16 protein-coding genes are annotated in these 18,583 nt (G+C 42.6%); 8 read left to right on the top strand and 8 right to left on the bottom strand.

The window, feature by feature from the left end:
• Positions 1 to 146: 146 nt before the first annotated feature.
• Complete coding sequence (locus tag ACQKL6_RS14745; RefSeq protein WP_427651383.1) at positions 147 to 1,334, bottom strand: LL-diaminopimelate aminotransferase; 1,188 nt, start codon at positions 1,332 to 1,334, stop codon at positions 147 to 149.
• 336 nt (positions 1,335 to 1,670) lie between these two features.
• Between ACQKL6_RS14745 and ACQKL6_RS14740 the strand changes: the two genes are divergently transcribed.
• Both ACQKL6_RS14740 and ACQKL6_RS14735 read left to right on the top strand, forming a co-directional pair.
• A complete protein-coding gene (locus ACQKL6_RS14740) occupies positions 1,671 to 2,741 on the top strand; it encodes an SPFH domain-containing protein (RefSeq protein WP_427651382.1) in 1,071 nt (356 codons plus the stop codon).
• Positions 2,738 to 3,652 (top strand): TIM44-like domain-containing protein, encoded by a 915-nt coding sequence (locus ACQKL6_RS14735; protein ID WP_427651381.1) that lies wholly within the window; start codon positions 2,738 to 2,740, stop codon positions 3,650 to 3,652. Before ACQKL6_RS14740 ends, ACQKL6_RS14735 begins: the two co-directional genes overlap by 4 nt.
• Before the next feature lie 48 nt (positions 3,653 to 3,700).
• On the opposite strand, the gene ACQKL6_RS14730 is transcribed toward ACQKL6_RS14735, so the two are convergent.
• The 4 genes from ACQKL6_RS14730 to ACQKL6_RS14715 all read right to left on the bottom strand — a co-directional run bounded on the left by ACQKL6_RS14730 (position 3,701) and on the right by ACQKL6_RS14715 (position 9,761).
• The gene (locus ACQKL6_RS14730; protein WP_427651380.1) at positions 3,701 to 4,870 is read right to left on the bottom strand and encodes an MFS transporter; all 1,170 of its coding nucleotides are present in this window, start codon (positions 4,868 to 4,870) and stop codon (positions 3,701 to 3,703) included.
• Positions 4,871 to 5,125: 255 nt separating this feature from the next.
• Complete coding sequence (locus tag ACQKL6_RS14725; RefSeq protein ID WP_427651379.1) at positions 5,126 to 6,190, bottom strand: C45 family autoproteolytic acyltransferase/hydolase; 1,065 nt, start codon at positions 6,188 to 6,190, stop codon at positions 5,126 to 5,128.
• Between the two features lie 304 nt (positions 6,191 to 6,494).
• Positions 6,495 to 6,647, bottom strand: coding sequence for a hypothetical protein (locus tag ACQKL6_RS14720; RefSeq protein ID WP_427651378.1), 153 nt, complete (start codon positions 6,645 to 6,647; stop codon positions 6,495 to 6,497).
• A 30-nt stretch (positions 6,648 to 6,677) separates the two neighbouring features.
• Positions 6,678 to 9,761, bottom strand: coding sequence for an efflux RND transporter permease subunit (locus tag ACQKL6_RS14715; RefSeq protein WP_427651377.1), 3,084 nt, complete (start codon positions 9,759 to 9,761; stop codon positions 6,678 to 6,680).
• Between the two features lie 95 nt (positions 9,762 to 9,856).
• Between ACQKL6_RS14715 and ACQKL6_RS14710 the strand changes: the two genes are divergently transcribed.
• The 4 genes from ACQKL6_RS14710 (at position 9,857) to ACQKL6_RS14695 (ending at position 14,449) form a co-directional block, all read left to right on the top strand.
• Positions 9,857 to 10,687, top strand: a complete 831-nt coding sequence (locus ACQKL6_RS14710) for a TetR/AcrR family transcriptional regulator (RefSeq protein WP_427651376.1) — start codon at positions 9,857 to 9,859, stop codon at positions 10,685 to 10,687.
• A 271-nt stretch (positions 10,688 to 10,958) separates the two neighbouring features.
• Entirely contained in the window at positions 10,959 to 12,359 is a 1,401-nt protein-coding gene (locus ACQKL6_RS14705; protein ID WP_427651375.1) for a hypothetical protein, read from the top strand.
• A 140-nt stretch (positions 12,360 to 12,499) separates the two neighbouring features.
• Positions 12,500 to 13,090, top strand: a complete 591-nt coding sequence (locus ACQKL6_RS14700) for a TetR/AcrR family transcriptional regulator (RefSeq protein WP_402959052.1) — start codon at positions 12,500 to 12,502, stop codon at positions 13,088 to 13,090.
• 138 nt (positions 13,091 to 13,228) lie between these two features.
• On the top strand, positions 13,229 to 14,449 hold the full coding sequence (locus tag ACQKL6_RS14695; RefSeq protein ID WP_402959050.1) for an MFS transporter: 1,221 nt from the start codon (positions 13,229 to 13,231) through the stop codon (positions 14,447 to 14,449).
• Positions 14,450 to 14,494: 45 nt separating this feature from the next.
• Here the strand turns inward: ACQKL6_RS14695 and ACQKL6_RS14690 are convergent, their stop codons facing one another.
• A complete protein-coding gene (locus tag ACQKL6_RS14690) occupies positions 14,495 to 15,055 on the bottom strand; it encodes a thioredoxin family protein (RefSeq protein ID WP_402871568.1) in 561 nt (186 codons plus the stop codon).
• Positions 15,056 to 15,263: 208 nt separating this feature from the next.
• Here ACQKL6_RS14690 and ACQKL6_RS14685 point away from each other — a divergent pair, with 208 nt between their 5' ends.
• Both ACQKL6_RS14685 and ACQKL6_RS14680 read left to right on the top strand, forming a co-directional pair.
• Positions 15,264 to 16,115, top strand: a complete 852-nt coding sequence (locus tag ACQKL6_RS14685; RefSeq protein ID WP_427651374.1) for a GRP family sugar transporter — start codon at positions 15,264 to 15,266, stop codon at positions 16,113 to 16,115.
• 19 nt (positions 16,116 to 16,134) lie between these two features.
• A complete protein-coding gene (locus ACQKL6_RS14680; RefSeq protein ID WP_402988958.1) occupies positions 16,135 to 16,920 on the top strand; it encodes a glucose-1-dehydrogenase in 786 nt (261 codons plus the stop codon).
• Positions 16,921 to 16,962: 42 nt separating this feature from the next.
• Here ACQKL6_RS14680 and ACQKL6_RS14675 read toward each other — a convergent pair whose 3' ends face one another.
• Both ACQKL6_RS14675 and ACQKL6_RS14670 read right to left on the bottom strand, forming a co-directional pair.
• Positions 16,963 to 17,898, bottom strand: coding sequence for an SDR family NAD(P)-dependent oxidoreductase (locus ACQKL6_RS14675; RefSeq protein ID WP_427651373.1), 936 nt, complete (start codon positions 17,896 to 17,898; stop codon positions 16,963 to 16,965).
• A gap of 53 nt (positions 17,899 to 17,951) precedes the next feature.
• The gene (locus ACQKL6_RS14670; RefSeq protein ID WP_427651372.1) at positions 17,952 to 18,521 is read right to left on the bottom strand and encodes a TetR/AcrR family transcriptional regulator; all 570 of its coding nucleotides are present in this window, start codon (positions 18,519 to 18,521) and stop codon (positions 17,952 to 17,954) included.
• Between the last annotated feature and the right edge of the window lie 62 nt (positions 18,522 to 18,583).

Genomic DNA, 18,583 nt, shown 5'->3' with positions numbered 1-18,583 from the left:
TTCAGTAAATTATTATAGAAATAGAAAAACAGGTGGAGAAAAACAACTCGTTTTTCTCCACCTGTTTTATTTTAGGGACTTATTAGACAGCCCCTGGAAATACCTAATCCGAAATAACAAATGACATTAGGCTTAGGATCTTCCATCTAATCCTGCGCCACTATTTGATAGTCTATCAAAAACGCCCCTATCCGTTCGGCCGCTTCTGTCAATCTCTCAACCGGCTGGACAAGGGCCATTCGAACATATCCTTCACCCTGTTTTCCAAAAGCATCTCCTGGGACCACGGTTACACCCGCCTTTTCAATCAGTTTATAGGCAAAGTCGCGTGACTTCCATCCAGCCGGAATGCGGGCCCAAATGAACATTGTCGCAGCAGTTTTCGGCACGTGCCAACCGGATTTTGCGAGACCCGATACCAAGGCGTCACGACGGGCTTCATATACGTTCACCTGATCGGACAACAAGGAAAGGTTGGAGGTAAGTGCCATCTCGGCCGCCTTTTGAATCGGGTAAAAGACCCCATAATCGATATGGGACTTCAAAGTCCCTAAGATGTTCAGTACCTCTTGATTTCCGACTGCATACCCAATACGGCAGCCGGCCATATTGAACGTTTTTGAAAGCGAATTGAACTCGATCCCAACCTCCTTTGCACCCGGGATGGATAGGAAGCTGATCTGAGGATGATCATCGAAAATCAGTTCTGAATAGGCAAAGTCATGTACGACCAGAATGTCGTTCCTGTTTGCAAAGGAGACGACCTCGGCAAAAAAGATTTCATCCGCAAGGGCCGTGACTGGATTTCCTGGATAACTAAGGATCATCAGCTTCGTCTTGGCCAAGATATCTGCCGGAATATCACTCAGCTGGGGCAGAAAATGATTCTCTTGCGTAAGCGGCATCGGATAGATCACGCCACCTGCAAGATTCACACTTGCTTCATATATCGGATAGCCCGGATCGGGCACCAACACATAATCGCCCGGGTCAATCATCGCAGTCGCCAAATGGGCAAGTCCATCCTGCGATCCCATCAGCTGCAATACTTCCGTATCCGGCTCAAGATGCACCCCGTAACGCTGTTCATAAAAAGAACAAACAGCATCATGGAATTCCGGTATTCCCTTCAACGTATACCCGTATGCAGTTGGATCTTTTGCATACTTTACAAGTGTATCTCTTACAAAGTCCGGCGGAGGCATATCCGGACTTCCGACACTCAAATCAATAACATCCTTGCCTTCCCTCAACGCCTTTTGTTTACGGTTCGCCAGCTCCGAAAAGATTCCCGTTTCGAAATTCCCTACTTTTGCAGATGGAGTAATTTTCATGATAAGTCCCCTTCACCTCGTGTTTTTTATCTAGTGCTTTAGTAAATGTCCTGTTCCTAGCTTGTCAACTTTATAGGTGGAATTTGTTCTTTACATTATCTAAACAGTTCGTGGTTTCGTTCACGAATCCCTCCAAAACCTTCATTATAAAAGGATATCTTGAATATTGAATAAACCAACAGGTAGACTCATAGATTCCCCTTAATCATTTACACCATTTACCATTTATTATAAAATGTAATGGGAAATATTATCAATATATGAATATATATAGAAATGCGATCGGGACGTACTACATGTTGAAATGAGGATGACACTATGGGTTTTAAGGATTTTATGGGTAAACAATTTCTTGATATTATCGAATGGGAAGACGCCACCAACGATACCTTGGTCTATAAGTTCCCCATGAAAGATAACGAGATTCAAAATGGGGCACAGTTGACCGTACGCCCAGGCCAAAACGCCGTTTTCGTTGAGGAAGGAAAAGTGGCTGATGTATTTAGCGAAGGAATGTATAAGCTTGAGACGAAGAACCTGCCTATCTTAGCAGACATTAAAGGCTGGGCTTTCGGATTTAAATCCCCGTTCAAAGCCGATGTGTACTTTGTAAACACCAAAAAATTCATCGATCAGAAATGGGGGACATCCAACCCGATTTGGATTAATGATCCAAAGTTTGAACAAGTGGAAGTCAAGGCTTTCGGAACCTTTGGTTTTCGGATTGAAGACCCCAAGATGTTCATTCATACCGTCAGTTCCACAAACAAGATCTATAAGTTGAATGAACTAAAAGGGCAATTGAAGGAATATGTCTTAAGCGAATTTTCCAATGTCGTTGCCAAACAAGGAGTGACGATCACTGAGTTATCCCAGAACTATCGAGTGATGAACGATGCGATGAAACAGGAACTGGAAAACGAATTCACGGATATGGGACTTGAAATCGTTTCCTTTACCGTCACCAACATTTCCTTGCCGGAAGATTTAACGAAGTTCTTGAAAGAAAGAACGCGCATTAACATGATGGGTGGCATGAACAACTACAAAGATGTCAGAAAGCTTGATGCCTTAGAGAATGTTTCTGAAAAGGAAGGCTCTGCCGGTGATATGATGCAAGCCGGGATGGGACTTGGTGCCGGCCTCGGTTTTGGGCAACTCATTTCCCAATCTCTTCAAGGCGGCAACCAGAACAATGAACCATTTCACACGGAGAAAACGGCACCGTCTGAACAAACCGAAAAGTGTCCTGAGTGTAATCATGACAATCAAAAAGGCGCCAAATTCTGTGGCAATTGCGGGACGAAAGTAGAACGAAAGGCTGTTGCCACCTTTTGTACGGAATGTGGCCATCCCAATACGCCGAATTCTAAATTCTGTGCAGAATGCGGGAATAAATTAGGATGATGAATAAATGGAACATTCAATGGATCATCACACTGCTTCTCTGTTTCACCTCCCTCCTCATCTTTCCCGTCGATGTCACACTAGCCGATGTGGGGAATGGTGTATCGCATAATGAGGAACCGGAAGACGAATTCGTCAATACTTCCACGGCTTCAGGGGAAGGCATCGACTTATGGTTTTTGTTTTACTTTCTAAAAAAATATCCCGTATTGGGAGTCATTTTGATCATCGCTTTCTTCGCCTATAAAAAATTCGGCAAAAGCAGCCAACAAAAACAACGAAGAACCACCACATCCAATAGGAATACCGTAAAAAGCCCAGAGCCTGCCTACCGGCCTATAGACGCTAATCTTGCAGGATTGAAATCGAAAGATCCTCTGTTTCATGATGAAGTGTTTTTATCGAAAATCAATAATATGTTTCTCCAATTACAGCAAGCTTGGATGGAGAAACAGTGGAACAGCATCAGACCGTTTGAAACCGATTCATTATTCAATATGCATAACCGGCAATTACAGTCCTATATTGACCAGCATAAAACGAATGTGGTTGAAAATATCGCCATCCTTGAATCAAAAATCGTTCGCTATGAAAATGACGGATCCAATGACGAACTCGATGTATATATCAAAGCCCGGATGAATGATTACGTAATCGATGATCACACCAAGAAAGTCCTCAAAGGCAATCCTGACCGGGATATTCACATGTCTTATATCTGGACACTGATCCGTAAGGAAACAGTATTGACCGAGACTCAAAAAGAGAAATATGATGTGACGCAATGTCCAAACTGTGGAGCGAATGTCAGTATCAACGCATCCGGACAATGCGAATATTGCGATAGCGTAATTTCAAGCGGGGAATACGATTGGGTGCTCTCCAAGATCAAAGTCATCAGCCAAAAATAAAAACGAGTAGGAATTTCCTAACTCGTTTTTTCTTATTTATGTTCTTGATTAGCTGCTTGTTTCCACTGATCGTTTCCTTGCATGGAACACTTGATAAAGGACCAATGCAAACAGCGATAGGATCGCACCGGATATAAAAGGTAAACCGATGTAGATGGAGAATAACCAACCACCTATAGGAGGGCCCGCAATCCTTCCGAATGAATCAAAGGAAGAAAGTAAGCCCGTGACCCCACCATGGCCGGATGTTGAACTTTTAGTGACCAGTGCCGAGATGGCAGGGCGGATGACACCGTTCCCCAATCCGAAAATCGTCAGGAAAATCGCCGATGTCCAGAAATTAGTGGAGAACAAGATGAGCACAAATCCAATCGCCGATACGACAATTCCGATTCGAATGACGTTTCCTTCCCCGAACTTCTTGGTCATCGGTCCGATTAATCCACCTTGAACAATCGCACTACCGAATCCCATGATCATAAAGATATAACCTAATTGAACAAGACTTATATCAGCCTTTTGGGCTGCAAAATAAGCAAACGTCGTCTCTAAGCCTGCCATGGAAAGGGTAATGATCAATTGCAGAATAAACAGGACGCTCATCGGACCTTTAAAGGATTTCCACATGGACACCTTTTCTTCCGTCCGATGGGATCTTTTTTCTTCAGTAAGCGATTCTTTCAGTAATATCATGACTAAGATCAGGGTAATGATGGATGAAATGCCGGCGATGTAAAACGGCATATTCAAACTCGTCTCCGAGAATATCCCACCAATGGCCGGACCGAATATGAAGCCAAGTCCTGTAGCGGCCCCAATGATTCCCATCCCTTTTCCCCGTTCTTCGGGTGTCGTAATATCTGCTACGTATGCCATGGCAGTTGGCATATTCGCTGATGATAAGGCACCCCCGATAATCCTGGCGATGAATAGCACGAGCAAAGAATCCGCCGATGCCATGATAAAAAACGAAACAGCCAAGCCTGCAATCCCGATCATCATGACCGGCTTCCGGCCAATCCTGTCAGACACGCGGCCCCACATTGGTGCGAATATCAATTGCATGAACGAATAGACAGCCATCAAAAGACCAAGCTCCGTCGGGCTGCCTCCCACTTTTTCAGCCAGGAAAGGCATGACGGGAATGATGATTCCAAACCCAACCATGACTAAAAACATCACTAAGAAAAGAACCGGTAATACTCTTTTTGTTTCCATGAATTATCTCCCTCTATTCCCCATTTGGTAGAATCTTCTGTTACATTTTATATGTATCCACTTTACCATCCACTCTATTATACAACTGTCCCTTTACACAGCATTGGTTCATACTATGTTTGTTCCGTTAATCTAAGAATAAATGATATCATCATCCCTCCATATTATCCCTCATCATGTAAAAATACACGCAATTTTGCAGACACGAATAAATAAAGAAGCCCAATCCAAAGATCGAGCCTCCATTATCCACTCTTACTCACGGAACCAATTCGCCCCTTCATCCATATGTACAAATGGGATGGTGGTATCAATCACACCCATGATTCTTTCTTTTTCAATATCTTCTCCTGCAAGCCATTTTGCAAAGTCCAGAACCGTAGGCTCTTGATTGCCGCCCAGTGCAATCCATGCTTTCATTTCACGCGGCAAATAAACCGACGTATGGATCGTCCCTGCCCAGCTGCTATACAAATCGGAAAAAACACCCTGATTGGTGTCGTTAAACAAACGAAATGCTTCATATGTATCCGAGATGCTATCCTGTTGTTGATGGATAGTATCCAATCTCCGTTTCGAATCCACAAGATGATGACGGTTTTCATGCTTCAGGATCTCAAAATGATTGGTGCAGGCAGTCGCTGTCCGGACCTCCACATTTCTTGGGGACGTTTCTATTATAAAACTCTTCCCACTTCCATCATGAACGACGTATGTGAATGAATGTCGATGCGGAATTTCCTTCAGCATCGCAACGGCTTCCTCGACATTTGCACAAGACTCCAATATCAATCGGCCAATCATGCAGCAAATGAATCCATCGCCAGGATTTTTCCGATTCATGAAATTATATCCCATCGATAGCCCTTTTTCGTTCATCCCATCCATCCGTCCAGTCCCGCGTTGGCTCGGACCGATGCTCGCATATCCCTGGTCCGTCGGCTGGAATAGCACATAACGTCCCTCATAGGTTTTCGGATGGTAATCATAATTACGCACCAAATACGAATCGCCGGTCATGATCGAACAACCTGATCGAACATAATCCAATCTATAGCCGCCGAACTCCTGAAGAACACGTTCGATGGGCCATTTTAATGCTTCTTGGAACCCGAGTATTTCTTCCCATACGCCAGGTGCGAATGAAGTAATCGCCTTTTTGACCTCTTCCTCTTCAACCGTAAAACGTGGCTGTCTTACTTTCCACTGATCTTCACGATTTTTAACAGTGAGGGAATCCTTTAACTTCTCCCCCTGCATGAATCCAAAGTCATAATGCGTACCCCTAAATTGTAGTATTTCACTGTATAGGTGCTTCACGAATTATCCCTCTTTTATCCTAGTGGTTATCTCCCATTAAGAATACTCGATGTATAGTTGAAAATAAAGAAACTAATGCTTTTTATTTTGAAATTCCTCACTGATTCGGTGGGATATGGTTTTAAAACCATTCAAAGGGATGACGGCCTCTATGAGAATGACCCCTATTAATATAACAAGTGGCGTGGAAATAATTCTGTAAATGTAAGAGTATTTCGGTATAGTAAAAAAAGGTTACTATGAATCTGAAGGAGATGACTATTTATGGCTTGCCCAATAACGATTAATATTAAATGATAAGCTTTTATTTGAAGCCATCCGTTTTCTGAGCGCGGACCATTTCCTTAGCATTATGATTAGCCGTTACCAACTCTTCTTCTAGAAAAGGGACTGTAACAATACTTTCATTGAGGTCAGCATCGAAAATATCTCCTGGAAAGCCGCAAAAAAACCCCACAAGATGATTTTCATCCTGCAGGGCTCTCTTTTAGTTTTCGTCTATTTCATTACGTTTTTTCTTGAATAGTTTTGATAATACTTCGTAAACGATTGGAACGATAAGCAATGTTAATAATGTTGAACTTGCTAATCCACCAATTACGGTAATACCAAGACCTTTTGATATTAAACCGCCGCCGCCTGAGCCGAATGCTAATGGCATTAATGCTCCGATGGTTGCAATGGCCGTCATCAGGATTGGACGGAGTCGTGTTGCGCCAGCTTCTAGAATGGCTTCACGCATATTCATGCCATCACGTTCCATATGAATGATCCGGTCTACAAGTACGATGGCATTTGTTACAACGATACCAATTAACATGAGAAGTCCCATCATGACTGATACCGAGATCGTTTCACCAGCGATTAATAAACCAACAAACGAACCAATGACCGTAAACGGTAAGGAGAACAGGATAGCAAATGGTGCGACACCCTCACGGAATGTGACAACAAGGATGAAGTACACGATTGCGATTGCTGCAATCATGGCTAAACCAAGTTGGGTAAATGTTTCTGACATATCCGCTGCTACACCGGCTACACCGATTGTCACGCCTTTTGGTAAGTCTAATTTATCAATGTCTTCATCTATTTCAGAAGTAGCCTTTGAAATATCTTTATCGGTGATGGTTCCTGAAACAGTGGCGTAGTATTCACCTTTACTACGAGCCAATGTATTCAACGTGGTTCCTTCTTTAACCGTGACCAATTCAGAAAGTTTCATCGTCGTACCTGTTGCGGTTGGTACTTTTTTATCTAACATATCATCAATTGATTTTGGCTGTTCGTCTTGATCTTGCTGAACGATGACTTCTACTGACTCACCGTCTTTTTCAATGGTTGTTAATACTTCTTCTTGGGTAGAAGGGCTTAACATCCCAATGATTTGAGCTGTAGTTAATCCATACTTCAATAATTCATCTTGTTCTACTTTGAATGTATATTCCACATAGGCATCCTCTGTACTAGAAGAAACGTCCTTTAAGCCGTCATTTTTCTTCATAACGCCTTCTACTGTTTTTACAGCGTCATTTAATTTACCTAAATCTTCACTGTAGAACGTGTAGCTGACTTCATCACTCGCCACAGACATAGACGAGAAGTTCTGGCTCTTCCATTCGCCTGATTGACCAATATTGAAGACATATTCTTCAATCTCTTCCCGTACTTCCGGGAAGTTTTTCATGTCTGGGTCAAAGATCAGGTACATGAGGGCACCGCTTCCGCCCCCGCCCATCATTGCGGCCATGGAGTCGCCATCCTCTGTTACGGATAACTGAACAATATCAATCTCGTCACGTTTCAGTAACTTCTTTTCCACCACTTCAAGGTTCGCTAATGTTTCTTCTTTAAGCTCCCCTGGTTCTGGTGTGTAGGTTAAGTACATCACTTTTTCTTCTTCGCTACCTAAGAAACTAAAACCGATTAATGGCGTTAAGGCCAAACTGCCGGCTAATAGAACCACAGATATGATGGAAGTGATCACTTTATGATTCAATGTCCATCTAAGAACACGTTTGTATCCCTTAGCTAATTTGCCAAGCTCTTTATGATTACTCTCGGTCTTCTCACCATATAATTTTTTCTTAAATAAGAAGTGAGATAATGCCGGTACAATCGTTATGGCAACGACTAACGAAGCCAAAAGGGCAAATGTCATGGTTAATGCAAATGGTGTGAACAGTTCGCCTACCATACCGCCAACGAAGATAAGCGGAGCGAATACCGCAACCGTTACTAATGTTGATGACATGATTGGCTTGAACATTTCGATTGTCGCTTCTCGCACCAATGCACGACCTGTTAATTTTTCATCTTTCAAATGCATGCGTCGGTAAATATTTTCAACAACAACGATCGAGTCATCGATTACCCGTCCGATGGCAACCGTAATCGCACCCAATGTCATGATATTTAATGTGATTCCCAAGCCATTTAAGATTAGGAAGGCCATAAAGATCGAAACAGGAATCGAAATGATCGAAATGATGGTCGATTTAATGTCCCTTAGGAATAAAAGGATGATTAATATCGCAATTAAACCGCCGAATAGCGCTTTTTCTATCATCGTCGATACGGATTCCTCAATTGGTTCCCCTTGGTCAAGACTGACATCGACAACAAGGCCATCAATCTTTTTCTCTTCTTCTTTAATTAGATCTTTCACATCGTTAACCACGTCAACTGTGTTTGCTTCCTGCCCTTTGACAATTTGAATGGCAATCGCATTTTCACCGTTCGTACGTGATACGGATTCTTCTTTCCCAACTAGCTCAACTTTAGCAATATCGCTAAGTTTCACAAAAGGTGCTGGATTGCTAGCTGATGGTGTTACAGGAATAAGCATTCCCTTCAATTCTTTAGCTGTCATGAACTTACCGTCTACTGAAACGGCCTGTTCCCCTTCTTCGAATTCGTAAAGGCCTAATGATACAGCTAAATCACTTGCCTGAATCATTTCCTTTACCTTATCTTCCGTAAGGTCCAGTTTAGCCATCTTTGCTTCGTCATACGTTAATTCAACTTCTTCTATATGCTGGCCAGTGGTAGTGGCCGAAGCAACCCCGTCGATTTTCTCGATTTTTGGAAGTAAACTATCTTCCACGGTTGACGTTAATTCAACAATATCCTCTTTTGTACTGCTTACACTCAATGCCATAACAGGCATCATGTTTAAGCTGATGGCTGTAATCGTCGGCTCTTCCGCTTTCTCCGGTAACTTTACTCCGTCAATTGCCGATTCAAGAGCACGCTTCGCCTCATCCATATCGATCCCATATTCATATTCCACTTGAATATTGGACATATTGGAATACGAATTGGAATAAACGGCTTTCACGTCCTCAAGCCCTTCAACCGCTTCCTCTAATGGTATCGAGACCTCATCCATCACTTTCTCTGGAGTAGCACCAGGATATACACCCATCACCGTTAAATAGGGAATTGTAATATCCGGGATTGTCTCCGTTTTCATTTGCGTACCCGAATAAATACCAGATACCGTAATAATAATTGTAAGGAGCCACACTGCTAGTTTATTCCTTAGAACAAAATTGACTAAACCTCTCACCTTTACACCTACCCTTAATTGACTTATCAAACATATTTACTTATACTAATGACTAATTAGTCATTTGTCAACAATATGACCTAGGAGCGAATGGAATGATTAAAAAGGAACTCATAATGGAAACGGCCATCGAACTCTTTGCAAAACAAGGGTTTAACGCTACCTCCGTACAGCAAATCACCGATCACTGTGGCATTTCAAAGGGTGCCTTTTATTTATCTTTTAAATCCAAAGATGAATTGATTATAGCGCTGGTCGATTATTTTATGATACAGCTCGTCTCAGATATTGACCACGTAGTCAAAAACACAGCAAATGAAGACCTTTTATATGAATTTTTCTATACCTCATTTAAATCTTATCTGAACCATACAGACTTCGCTAAGATTATTTTTAAAGAACAAGCACAATCATTAAATGAAGAACTCATAACACGAATTCAACACTATGAAAGAATCAATGAAACGAGTATCCTCTCATTGGTTGAACGACTATATGGGGACGATATCATTCAAACAAAATATGATTTAACCTATTGTATAAAAGGATTCTTACAACAGTATGCTGTTTTATTTTTATTCTATAATATACCGTTGGATTTAGTCCGACTCTCGCAATCTCTTGTGGAAAAAACGAATATACTGGCAAGGCATTCAACCATTCCTTTTATTTCACAAGAATTGACGGAAATAATCAGTCCTGTCATGTGCGAAGAAATGACAAAGGAACAGCTACTCGATCTTATGGATAATAAGATTGAGGAAATCGAAGAGTCCATTGAAAAAGAATCCTTACTCCTGCTCAAGGAGCAACTGATTGAACAAACTTATGGACCGGCCATCATAAAAGGATTGCTCGAGAACCTTCACGCTCATCCACATTGTAAGTACCTAGCTTATTTACTACGCCAATATTATAATTTTTAACTCTAAAGAAGGGGAGAACGCTTTGAATTAAGCTTTCTGCCTTTTTTCTATGCACTTACTCTTTATATTCACCTCTAGGTACAATTATTAACACCCTCCATTTATTTTATCATGTGTTTCTAACTTTCTTTCATTTGAATGTTCTCATTCTTGTCTTTTTTTCAACAATTGCTTGGACAGCTTTCCAACAAGTCCGATTTATGACTTTTTTTAAAACAACTCACCATTTGGGCTCCCCTTCATAATCTGTATCAGGAAGATTTTGAGGGAGATGGATTATGGGATGGGATTGACGGCTCTCCATTGGATTTATGTTTTATTCATCGTGTTGATCATCGGGTTTATGGTAAAGCGTCGGGATACCACCCTCATTTGCATCGTTGGCATCTTCATTTTGGCGCTCGTCTCTACAGGCAGTTTGGCTTCCTCCATCAGTGGCGTATTCAATAGTTTCGCTTTCGCCATTACCGAGTTAATGTCGACCATTTTAATCATTTCCATCATTGTTGCCATGAGTACAGTCTTAACGAGATCAGGTATCAATGATGTCATGATTGCACCTTTTGCTAGATTCATTAAAAACCCCACACTCGCTTTTTGGGTGATTGGAATCGTCATGATGGGCATCTCCTGGTTTTTCTGGCCATCTCCTGCCGTCGCTTTGCTTGGTGCCGTGCTGCTACCGGTCGCATTGCGGGCCGGATTGCCTGCACTAGGCGTAGCGATGGCGATGAATTTATTTGGCCACGGCATTGCGCTTTCGGGTGATTTCGTCATTCAAGCGGCACCAAAACTCACGGCTGATGCGGCTTCGATTCCGGTCGGTGACGTCATTTCAGCCAGCATCCCGCTCGTCATCACAATGGGCGTCGTGACTACGGTTTCTGCGTTCATCTTCTTGAAGCGGGATATGCGGCTTGGTCGCATTCAGCCTACCGTACAAGAAGCAATCGACGAAGACCAGGATGGGATGAATGAAGAGTTACTTACGATGGGACAGAAGAGGTTTTTTGCGATATTCATCCCATTGGCCTTTTTACTGGATGTCGTCGCTCTTTGGCTTCTGAAATTACAAGGCGGCGAAGCAACAGCATTGGTTGGCGGAACCGCCGTTTTTATCTTGCTGATCTTATCTCTCGTGGCCCATGGCCATCCTGGCCTTGAAAAATCAACGAGCTACTTGATTCAAGGGTTCCAATTTGGCTTCAAGGTTTTCGGTCCGGTCATCCCGATTGCCGCTTTCTTCTATTTAGGCGATTCCGGCTTCACTAAAATCATCGGGGACTACTTACCGAAAGCCTCTCTCGGCATCGTCAACGATTTGGGTGCAGCACTCGCCGCCTCGGTTCCATTGACGAAAGAGATAGCTGCCGTCACACTGACAGGCATCGGTGCGATTACCGGCTTGGATGGTTCCGGGTTTTCAGGTATTTCCCTGGCCGGTTCGGTCGCAAATCTATTCGGGACGGCGATTGGAAGCGGTACTGCGACGTTGACTGCCCTCGGCCAAATCACGGCAATCTGGGTCGGTGGCGGTACCTTGATTCCATGGGCACTTATCCCAGCGGCGGCCATTTGTAACGTCAGTCCCTTTGAACTCGCCCGCCGAAACTTGCTTCCGGTATGCATCGGTTTATTCGTGACGACGATCGTAGCGATGTTTTTGATTTGATCCATATAACTAAGCCAGTGCGCATCCATTTAATGCACACTGGCTTTTTTGAATAACAAAACATCATTGACAATTATAGGAAATTACGATAGTTTAATTATAGACCGAACGTTCAGTTTATCATTGGAGGCTTATCTGACATGAAACAACAAAGTACCCCCTCTCCCACTAAGCTTAAGATAGCTAAAGAAGCAGAAAAATTGTTTGCCCAAAAGGGATACGCCGCTACGTCAATGGAAGACATCACAAACGTCTCCGAAAGCAGTAAAGGGAGCATTTATTATCATTTCAAAAGCAAGGAAAAACTTTTCTTGTACATCGTCGAGAATAACGCCGACGAGTGGAAGCGCGCCTGGAACATCAAGCAAAAGAACTACCGCACGAGTGTAGAGAAATTATATGCATTGGCAGACCATTATCTTGAAGATCTGCAAAGTCCATTAATTAAAGCCGCTGAGGAATTTGGCGGAAGTGAAACGGCTGACCCTGAGATTTTTGCGCATATTTTAGAAATTTATCGCAGTCAGTATTATGACACGTATGAAGCCGTCATTGACCAGGGAATTAAAGAAGGGGCGTTCATCGAAGATAATCCCAAAGACCTTATGTACATTCTCTTTGGCATGCATGCCGGATTACATGCCACCTATTACGAGATGGAATTTCCTGAAATCAGGAGACTATATCACAAAAGCGTGGACGTCTTTTTAAAAGGCATTTCGAAACACTAAGAGGAACAACATCCCTTTCTTATCCTTTTCCCAAGAAAGGATGTTCCTCGATTATTTAACGATAGTCCTGTAGAACGATCTTTTTTAGGAATTTATTAAACCGAACGGTCAGATTAATTAAGAAGGAGCTGCTTGTGGATGAACCAATTATTGAAAAATAAGGTTTTCTGGATCATGTTGAGTTCGGATATGCTTGATCAAATCAGCATATGGATTCGAAATATGGCCGTTTTGTTTTACATTATCGAAAAAACGAATCAGGATCCGGTCGCGATATCCCTTATCACTGTCATCGAGTACGCCCCCATCTTCTTATTTTCCTTTATAGGCGGAACCTTTGCCGACCGTTGGAATCCAAAGAAGACGATCATTAGCGGCGGGCTGCTCAGCATCGTTTCGATTCTAATCATTTTAGGTTTCATCTCATTCGGGATGTGGGAAGCCGTTTTCTTTGCCACATTCGTCTCAGCAATCGTCTCCCAATTTTCACAGCCTTCTTCCGCGAAGATTTTCAAACGGCACATCCCTGAAGATCAAGTCGGTTCGGCGATAGGCATCGTGCAAAGCCTAGGTTCCCTGTTCTTGATTCTGGGACCCATCATCGGTACGGCCGTCTATTCGAATTTTGGCATTTCGGTTTCCCTTTCCTTGTTAATTCTTACATTTGGATTATCCACGGTCATCACGCTCTTTTTACCGAAGGATGCCAAAAAGGAAAAACAGGCTGACTCGACGATCGTTACAGAAATTAAACAAGGCTTTCACTATGTACTCCATAATCACAATTTGAAAAGAATCGCCCTGACCTTTTGTTTCTTGGGTCTTGGAGCAGGCCTGGTACAACCGCTCGAGGTTTTTCTGATCACGGATAGGCTACAATTGCCAAAAGAAGCCCTTCAATGGTTATCCGCTGCAGCAGGGGCTGGTTTACTGATTGGGGGAATCATCGCGGCCACTTTAGTTAATCGTCTTCATGTGAGGGTGACGTTTGTTGGTACGTTTTTATTGTTAGCCCTTTCCACCGTTATCGAAGTACTGTCCACTTCCTTTATTTTAACGGCATCGATGAGATTCATCACCGCCTTCATGATGGCGTTCATGCAAATACTCTTAAGCACCATGATGATTAAACTTGTGGAAGAAAAATTCATCGGTAGAACAAATGGCATTATCACGCCCATCTTCATTCTATTCCTCTTAATTGGAACGGCTTCATCCGGTCCATTACTGAAAATAACTTCGCTATTCACGGTTTTTAGTTTATCCGCTATCACCGTTGCTCTGGCAGCTATCCCGGCTTTGGGCATGTCGGTCGCATCACATACTGAAAATAAAGAGGAAAGAATCAAAACTTTGTAAGGTTAAGAAAAAAACATCCCCGCTAAAAACGGGGATGCAAGTGGTTTACGCCTTCGTCAATGTTTCTTTAATGCTGCTGTACACTTCTTGCCAAAGCTGTTCGTTTTGGGCATAAGATTCCCCGATTTTCTTAAAAAGCTCCTTTTGTGCCGCTTCAAAATGTTCGTCTTCCTTAGCTGGCAAATCCTTGCGCAATTCCATTACGAACTCCTGTACTTTAGGTGCTCGAGGGCCCCAAACTGCTTTTTCCTTCCCTTGATTATCGATGAAAATAAAGATGGGAATCGATCGTGCCGTTCCATTCGTTAAGTACTGATCCATCAGCTCAAGGTTTTGATCCCGCAGAATCATCCGCGTATCTATATTCGCTGCCTGTGCGATGTTCAAAAGGATCGGGATATTCATCATCGCGTCGCCACACCAATCTTCTGTAATGACAATCGCTCTCAGCTCTTTCCCTTTTACTTCTTCGAAAAATGCACGGTCTTCTTCCGAAATGGAAAAACGCTCGTATACGGATTGCAAGCCTTCCTTATTCACTTTCATCGACTCCACAAATTCCTTTGCAGGTATCCCCTTTTCAAACCATTCATGTAATGTCGTCATGTTCCCACTCCTAACTAATTTTAATTAAAAATACCATAAACCGGTTTATTTTTCAGCCCATTGATTCGGGAGAAACGAATCATGTATCTAAATTAATATATTAAAAAAATGTTTTCATTTTAGAAAACGAGGGAAATTTATTAGTAGCTAACTAAATAACTAGTACTTTTCATTAATACAAATGTTTGTAACTTAGGAGATGGATTTTGTGGAAGGTTTTCTCTATGCACTTATCCCCGCATTAACGTGGGGAAGCTTGGTACTTGTTTCCGAAAAACTCGGGGGCAACTCATATAACCAAACACTCGGTATCACCATCGGCTCTTTATTGTTTGCCATCGTGATGTCGGTCATCAATCCCCCCGAATGGACGAGCCTCATCTGGATTGTCGGAATCATTTCAGGGATTGGCTGGGCGTTCGGTCAACTTTTTCAGTTCAACAGTGTCAAGGAAATGGGCGTTTCCAAAACCGTTCCCATTTCAACCGGATTGCAAATACTAGGAAATACATTTTTTGCGGTTATCGTCTTTAAGGAGTGGAACACCACTTCGACGATCATCCTTGGCGTGATTGCCATCATTTTCTTGATTGCGGGTGTATTGCTGACAAGCTATGAAGGTAGTAGAGGAAAAAATGAAGGCAGCATGAAAAAAGGAATCCTTTACTTGATCGTCTCCACTCTTGGTTTTGTCACCTATGTCATCGTCGTCAGATGGTTTGACATTGACGGGTGGTCGGCTATCTTGCCACAAGCGATCGGAATGTTTATTGCAGCTTTCCTTCTATCCATTAAACATAAACCATTCAACAAATATGCCGGACGCAACATCTTAACTGGGATCATGTGGGCGACCGGGAATATCGGTCTCCTTCTCGCTAATCCAAAAGTGGGCGTTGCGATTGCCTTTTCATTCTCGCAAATGGGTATCGTCATTTCCACTTTAGGCGGCATCTTCCTATTAGGAGAGAAAAAATCAAAGAAACAAATGACCTATGTCATCATCGGTTGTATATTAGTCATCGCCGGTGGCGTCATGATTGGATTCACAAAAGAATAAATAAGGGAGAGGATATAGTATGTATACAGATTTAGAGAACAAGGTAGTCGTAATCACAGGGGCCGCAACAGGATTAGGTAAAGCAATGGCGGAACGCTTCGGAAAGGAAAAAGCACGAGTTGTCTTAAATTATCATTCGGAAGAGAACGACTATAAGGAAATCATTCAAACGATTGAAGCTTCAGGCGGGAAGGCCGCAGCCATTCAAGGCGATGTTACAAAAGAAGAAGATGTGAAGAAATTAATTCAGTTTGCAGTGGATACATTCGGTACCATCGACATCATGATCAACAATGCAGGCATTGAAAATGAAGTGCCAAGCGAAAAACTGACGCTAGAAGATTGGCAAAAGGTCATCGACGTCAACCTTACCGGCATGTTTTTAGCAAGTCGGGATGCAATCAGTTATATGTTAGAACATGATATTAAAGGAAACATCATCAATATGTCTTCGGTTCATGACAGAATTCCATGGCCACATTTTGTTCACTATGCAGCAAGTAAAGGTGGCGTCAAAATGATGACCGAAACACTTGCCCTTGAATATGCGCCAAAAGGAATCCGCGTGAATAACATTTCCCCTGGAGCGATCGATACACCGATTAACGCCGAGAAATTCAATGATCCAAAGGCGACACAAGAAGTCATCGACCTGATTCCGATGGGCTATATCGGAAAACCGGAACAAATCGCTGCATGTGCGGTTTGGCTCGCATCCGAGGAATCCAGCTACGTCACCGGCTTGACACTATATGCGGATGGCGGCATGACCAAATACCCTGGATTCGAAGCTGGGAAAGGTTGATTATAGGGATTACCGACACGGCGTTCTTACGCCGTGTTTTTTTCATGCATGGCTTTTCATATACTCCACCGTCTCGATCAACCCTTCACGATAAGAAGTCCGAGGCACCGGTCCAATCAGCTTTTCGTATTTTTCCCCGTTCAATACAACCGGTTCTTCATTCAAATAATACATCTCGACCGCTTCACGCATCTGGGAGTTGAAGATCCCCAAGAATTGAATCATCTTCTTTGAAATGGTGGATACTCCTTTTTGATAATCCGTTATGTCGCGAATGATCTTGATTAGTTCTTTTCCAGTAATCACTTCATGACCGGGTATATTCCAGTTCTGACCGTACGCTTCTTCGTTAAGGGACAATTCAACGATGGCTTTTGCTCCGTCCGGGGTGTATATGAATTCCCTGGCAATGTTTTGGTCACCCACATAACTGGCCTTCTTATTTTTAATGACATTATTAAGCGTATAATGCAGTAAAGAACTTTCCGCATTAGGACCATAGAAATCAGGAAAGTGAACAATGATTGCAGGAATGTTTGATTCCTTAATCAGGTTTTCGACATTCAGGCGGATGCTTCCTTTTTTCGTGTGGGGATGTTTAACCGTCATTTCAGTCACGCTTTTCCCTGAACTGCGTCCATAGGCATAAATATTGTCGACAAAGGCAAGTTTCGCTTCATTCTTTTTTGCCACTTCCATAATATTGGACATCATGACCACTAACTTCTCATCCCATTCTGAATAGGGAATGTTCGCTGATTGGAATATGACGTCAACACCTTGGGCTGCTCTTTCTAAATCCTCCACTTGAAATAGATCTCCCGTATGGATCGTCACATTCGAATCATTTCCGAAAAGTTTTTCCAGCTTACTGCGGGTGCGTGCAAAGGCCGTCACCGAGATCCCCCTGTTTGATAATTCCTTGACGATCGAATACCCCATTCCTCCTGAAGCTCCTACTACCAATGCTTTTTTCATAATGGACGCCCTCCCTTTTATTTAACCACTGGTCAATACATGGTAAAAAAAAATCAGCTAATTGATTTTGTTAAAAATTTCACGTGCAACACAGCTAGATTCTTTACTTCCTCATACGTCGTGACATGACGGCAATAATGCGTGACAAAACCATGCAAGGATAAAAAGATGCTGTAAATATGCTGGATGGAAACTTTGTTCTCACATAAAGAGAAAATAATCTGGGCGAATTTTTCATAGGTTTTGTGTGGCCCTTGATTGATGAAGTTCTGTACTTCTTCGTCCTTGATCAAAAACATGATTTCATAATGGCTTTGGTATGTCAGCCCGAATTCAATGAAGCCCAAAAGAATGTTCTCTAGCTTTTCCCCATTTGGGATGGCTTGGTGCATCACATCATCCAGTTTTTGATCGAGCATGGCGAAATGTTCTTCCACTAACGCGTAAAACAACTCCGCTTTATTCTTGAAATGATAGTAAAGAGCGCCATGGCTGTACCCTAATTCTTTCGCAATCTGCCTCATGGAAACATGCTGATACCCTTTCGCCACAAAGAGATTCCGTGCTGCGTCCATTATCATTTCACGTGTTAATTCCTGTGTAACGGATTTTCTTGGTGACATGATATCCCCCTTGTTGACCACTGGTTAATTAAAAGTATAATTCATATTTTTACCATTGTCAA

The organism is Peribacillus sp. NPDC097197, assembly GCF_050278025.1.
Taxonomy (GTDB): domain Bacteria; phylum Bacillota; class Bacilli; order Bacillales; family DSM-1321; genus Peribacillus.
Note: the sequence above shows the minus strand (reverse complement) of the source record. Positions and strands in the feature narration are given on the sequence as shown.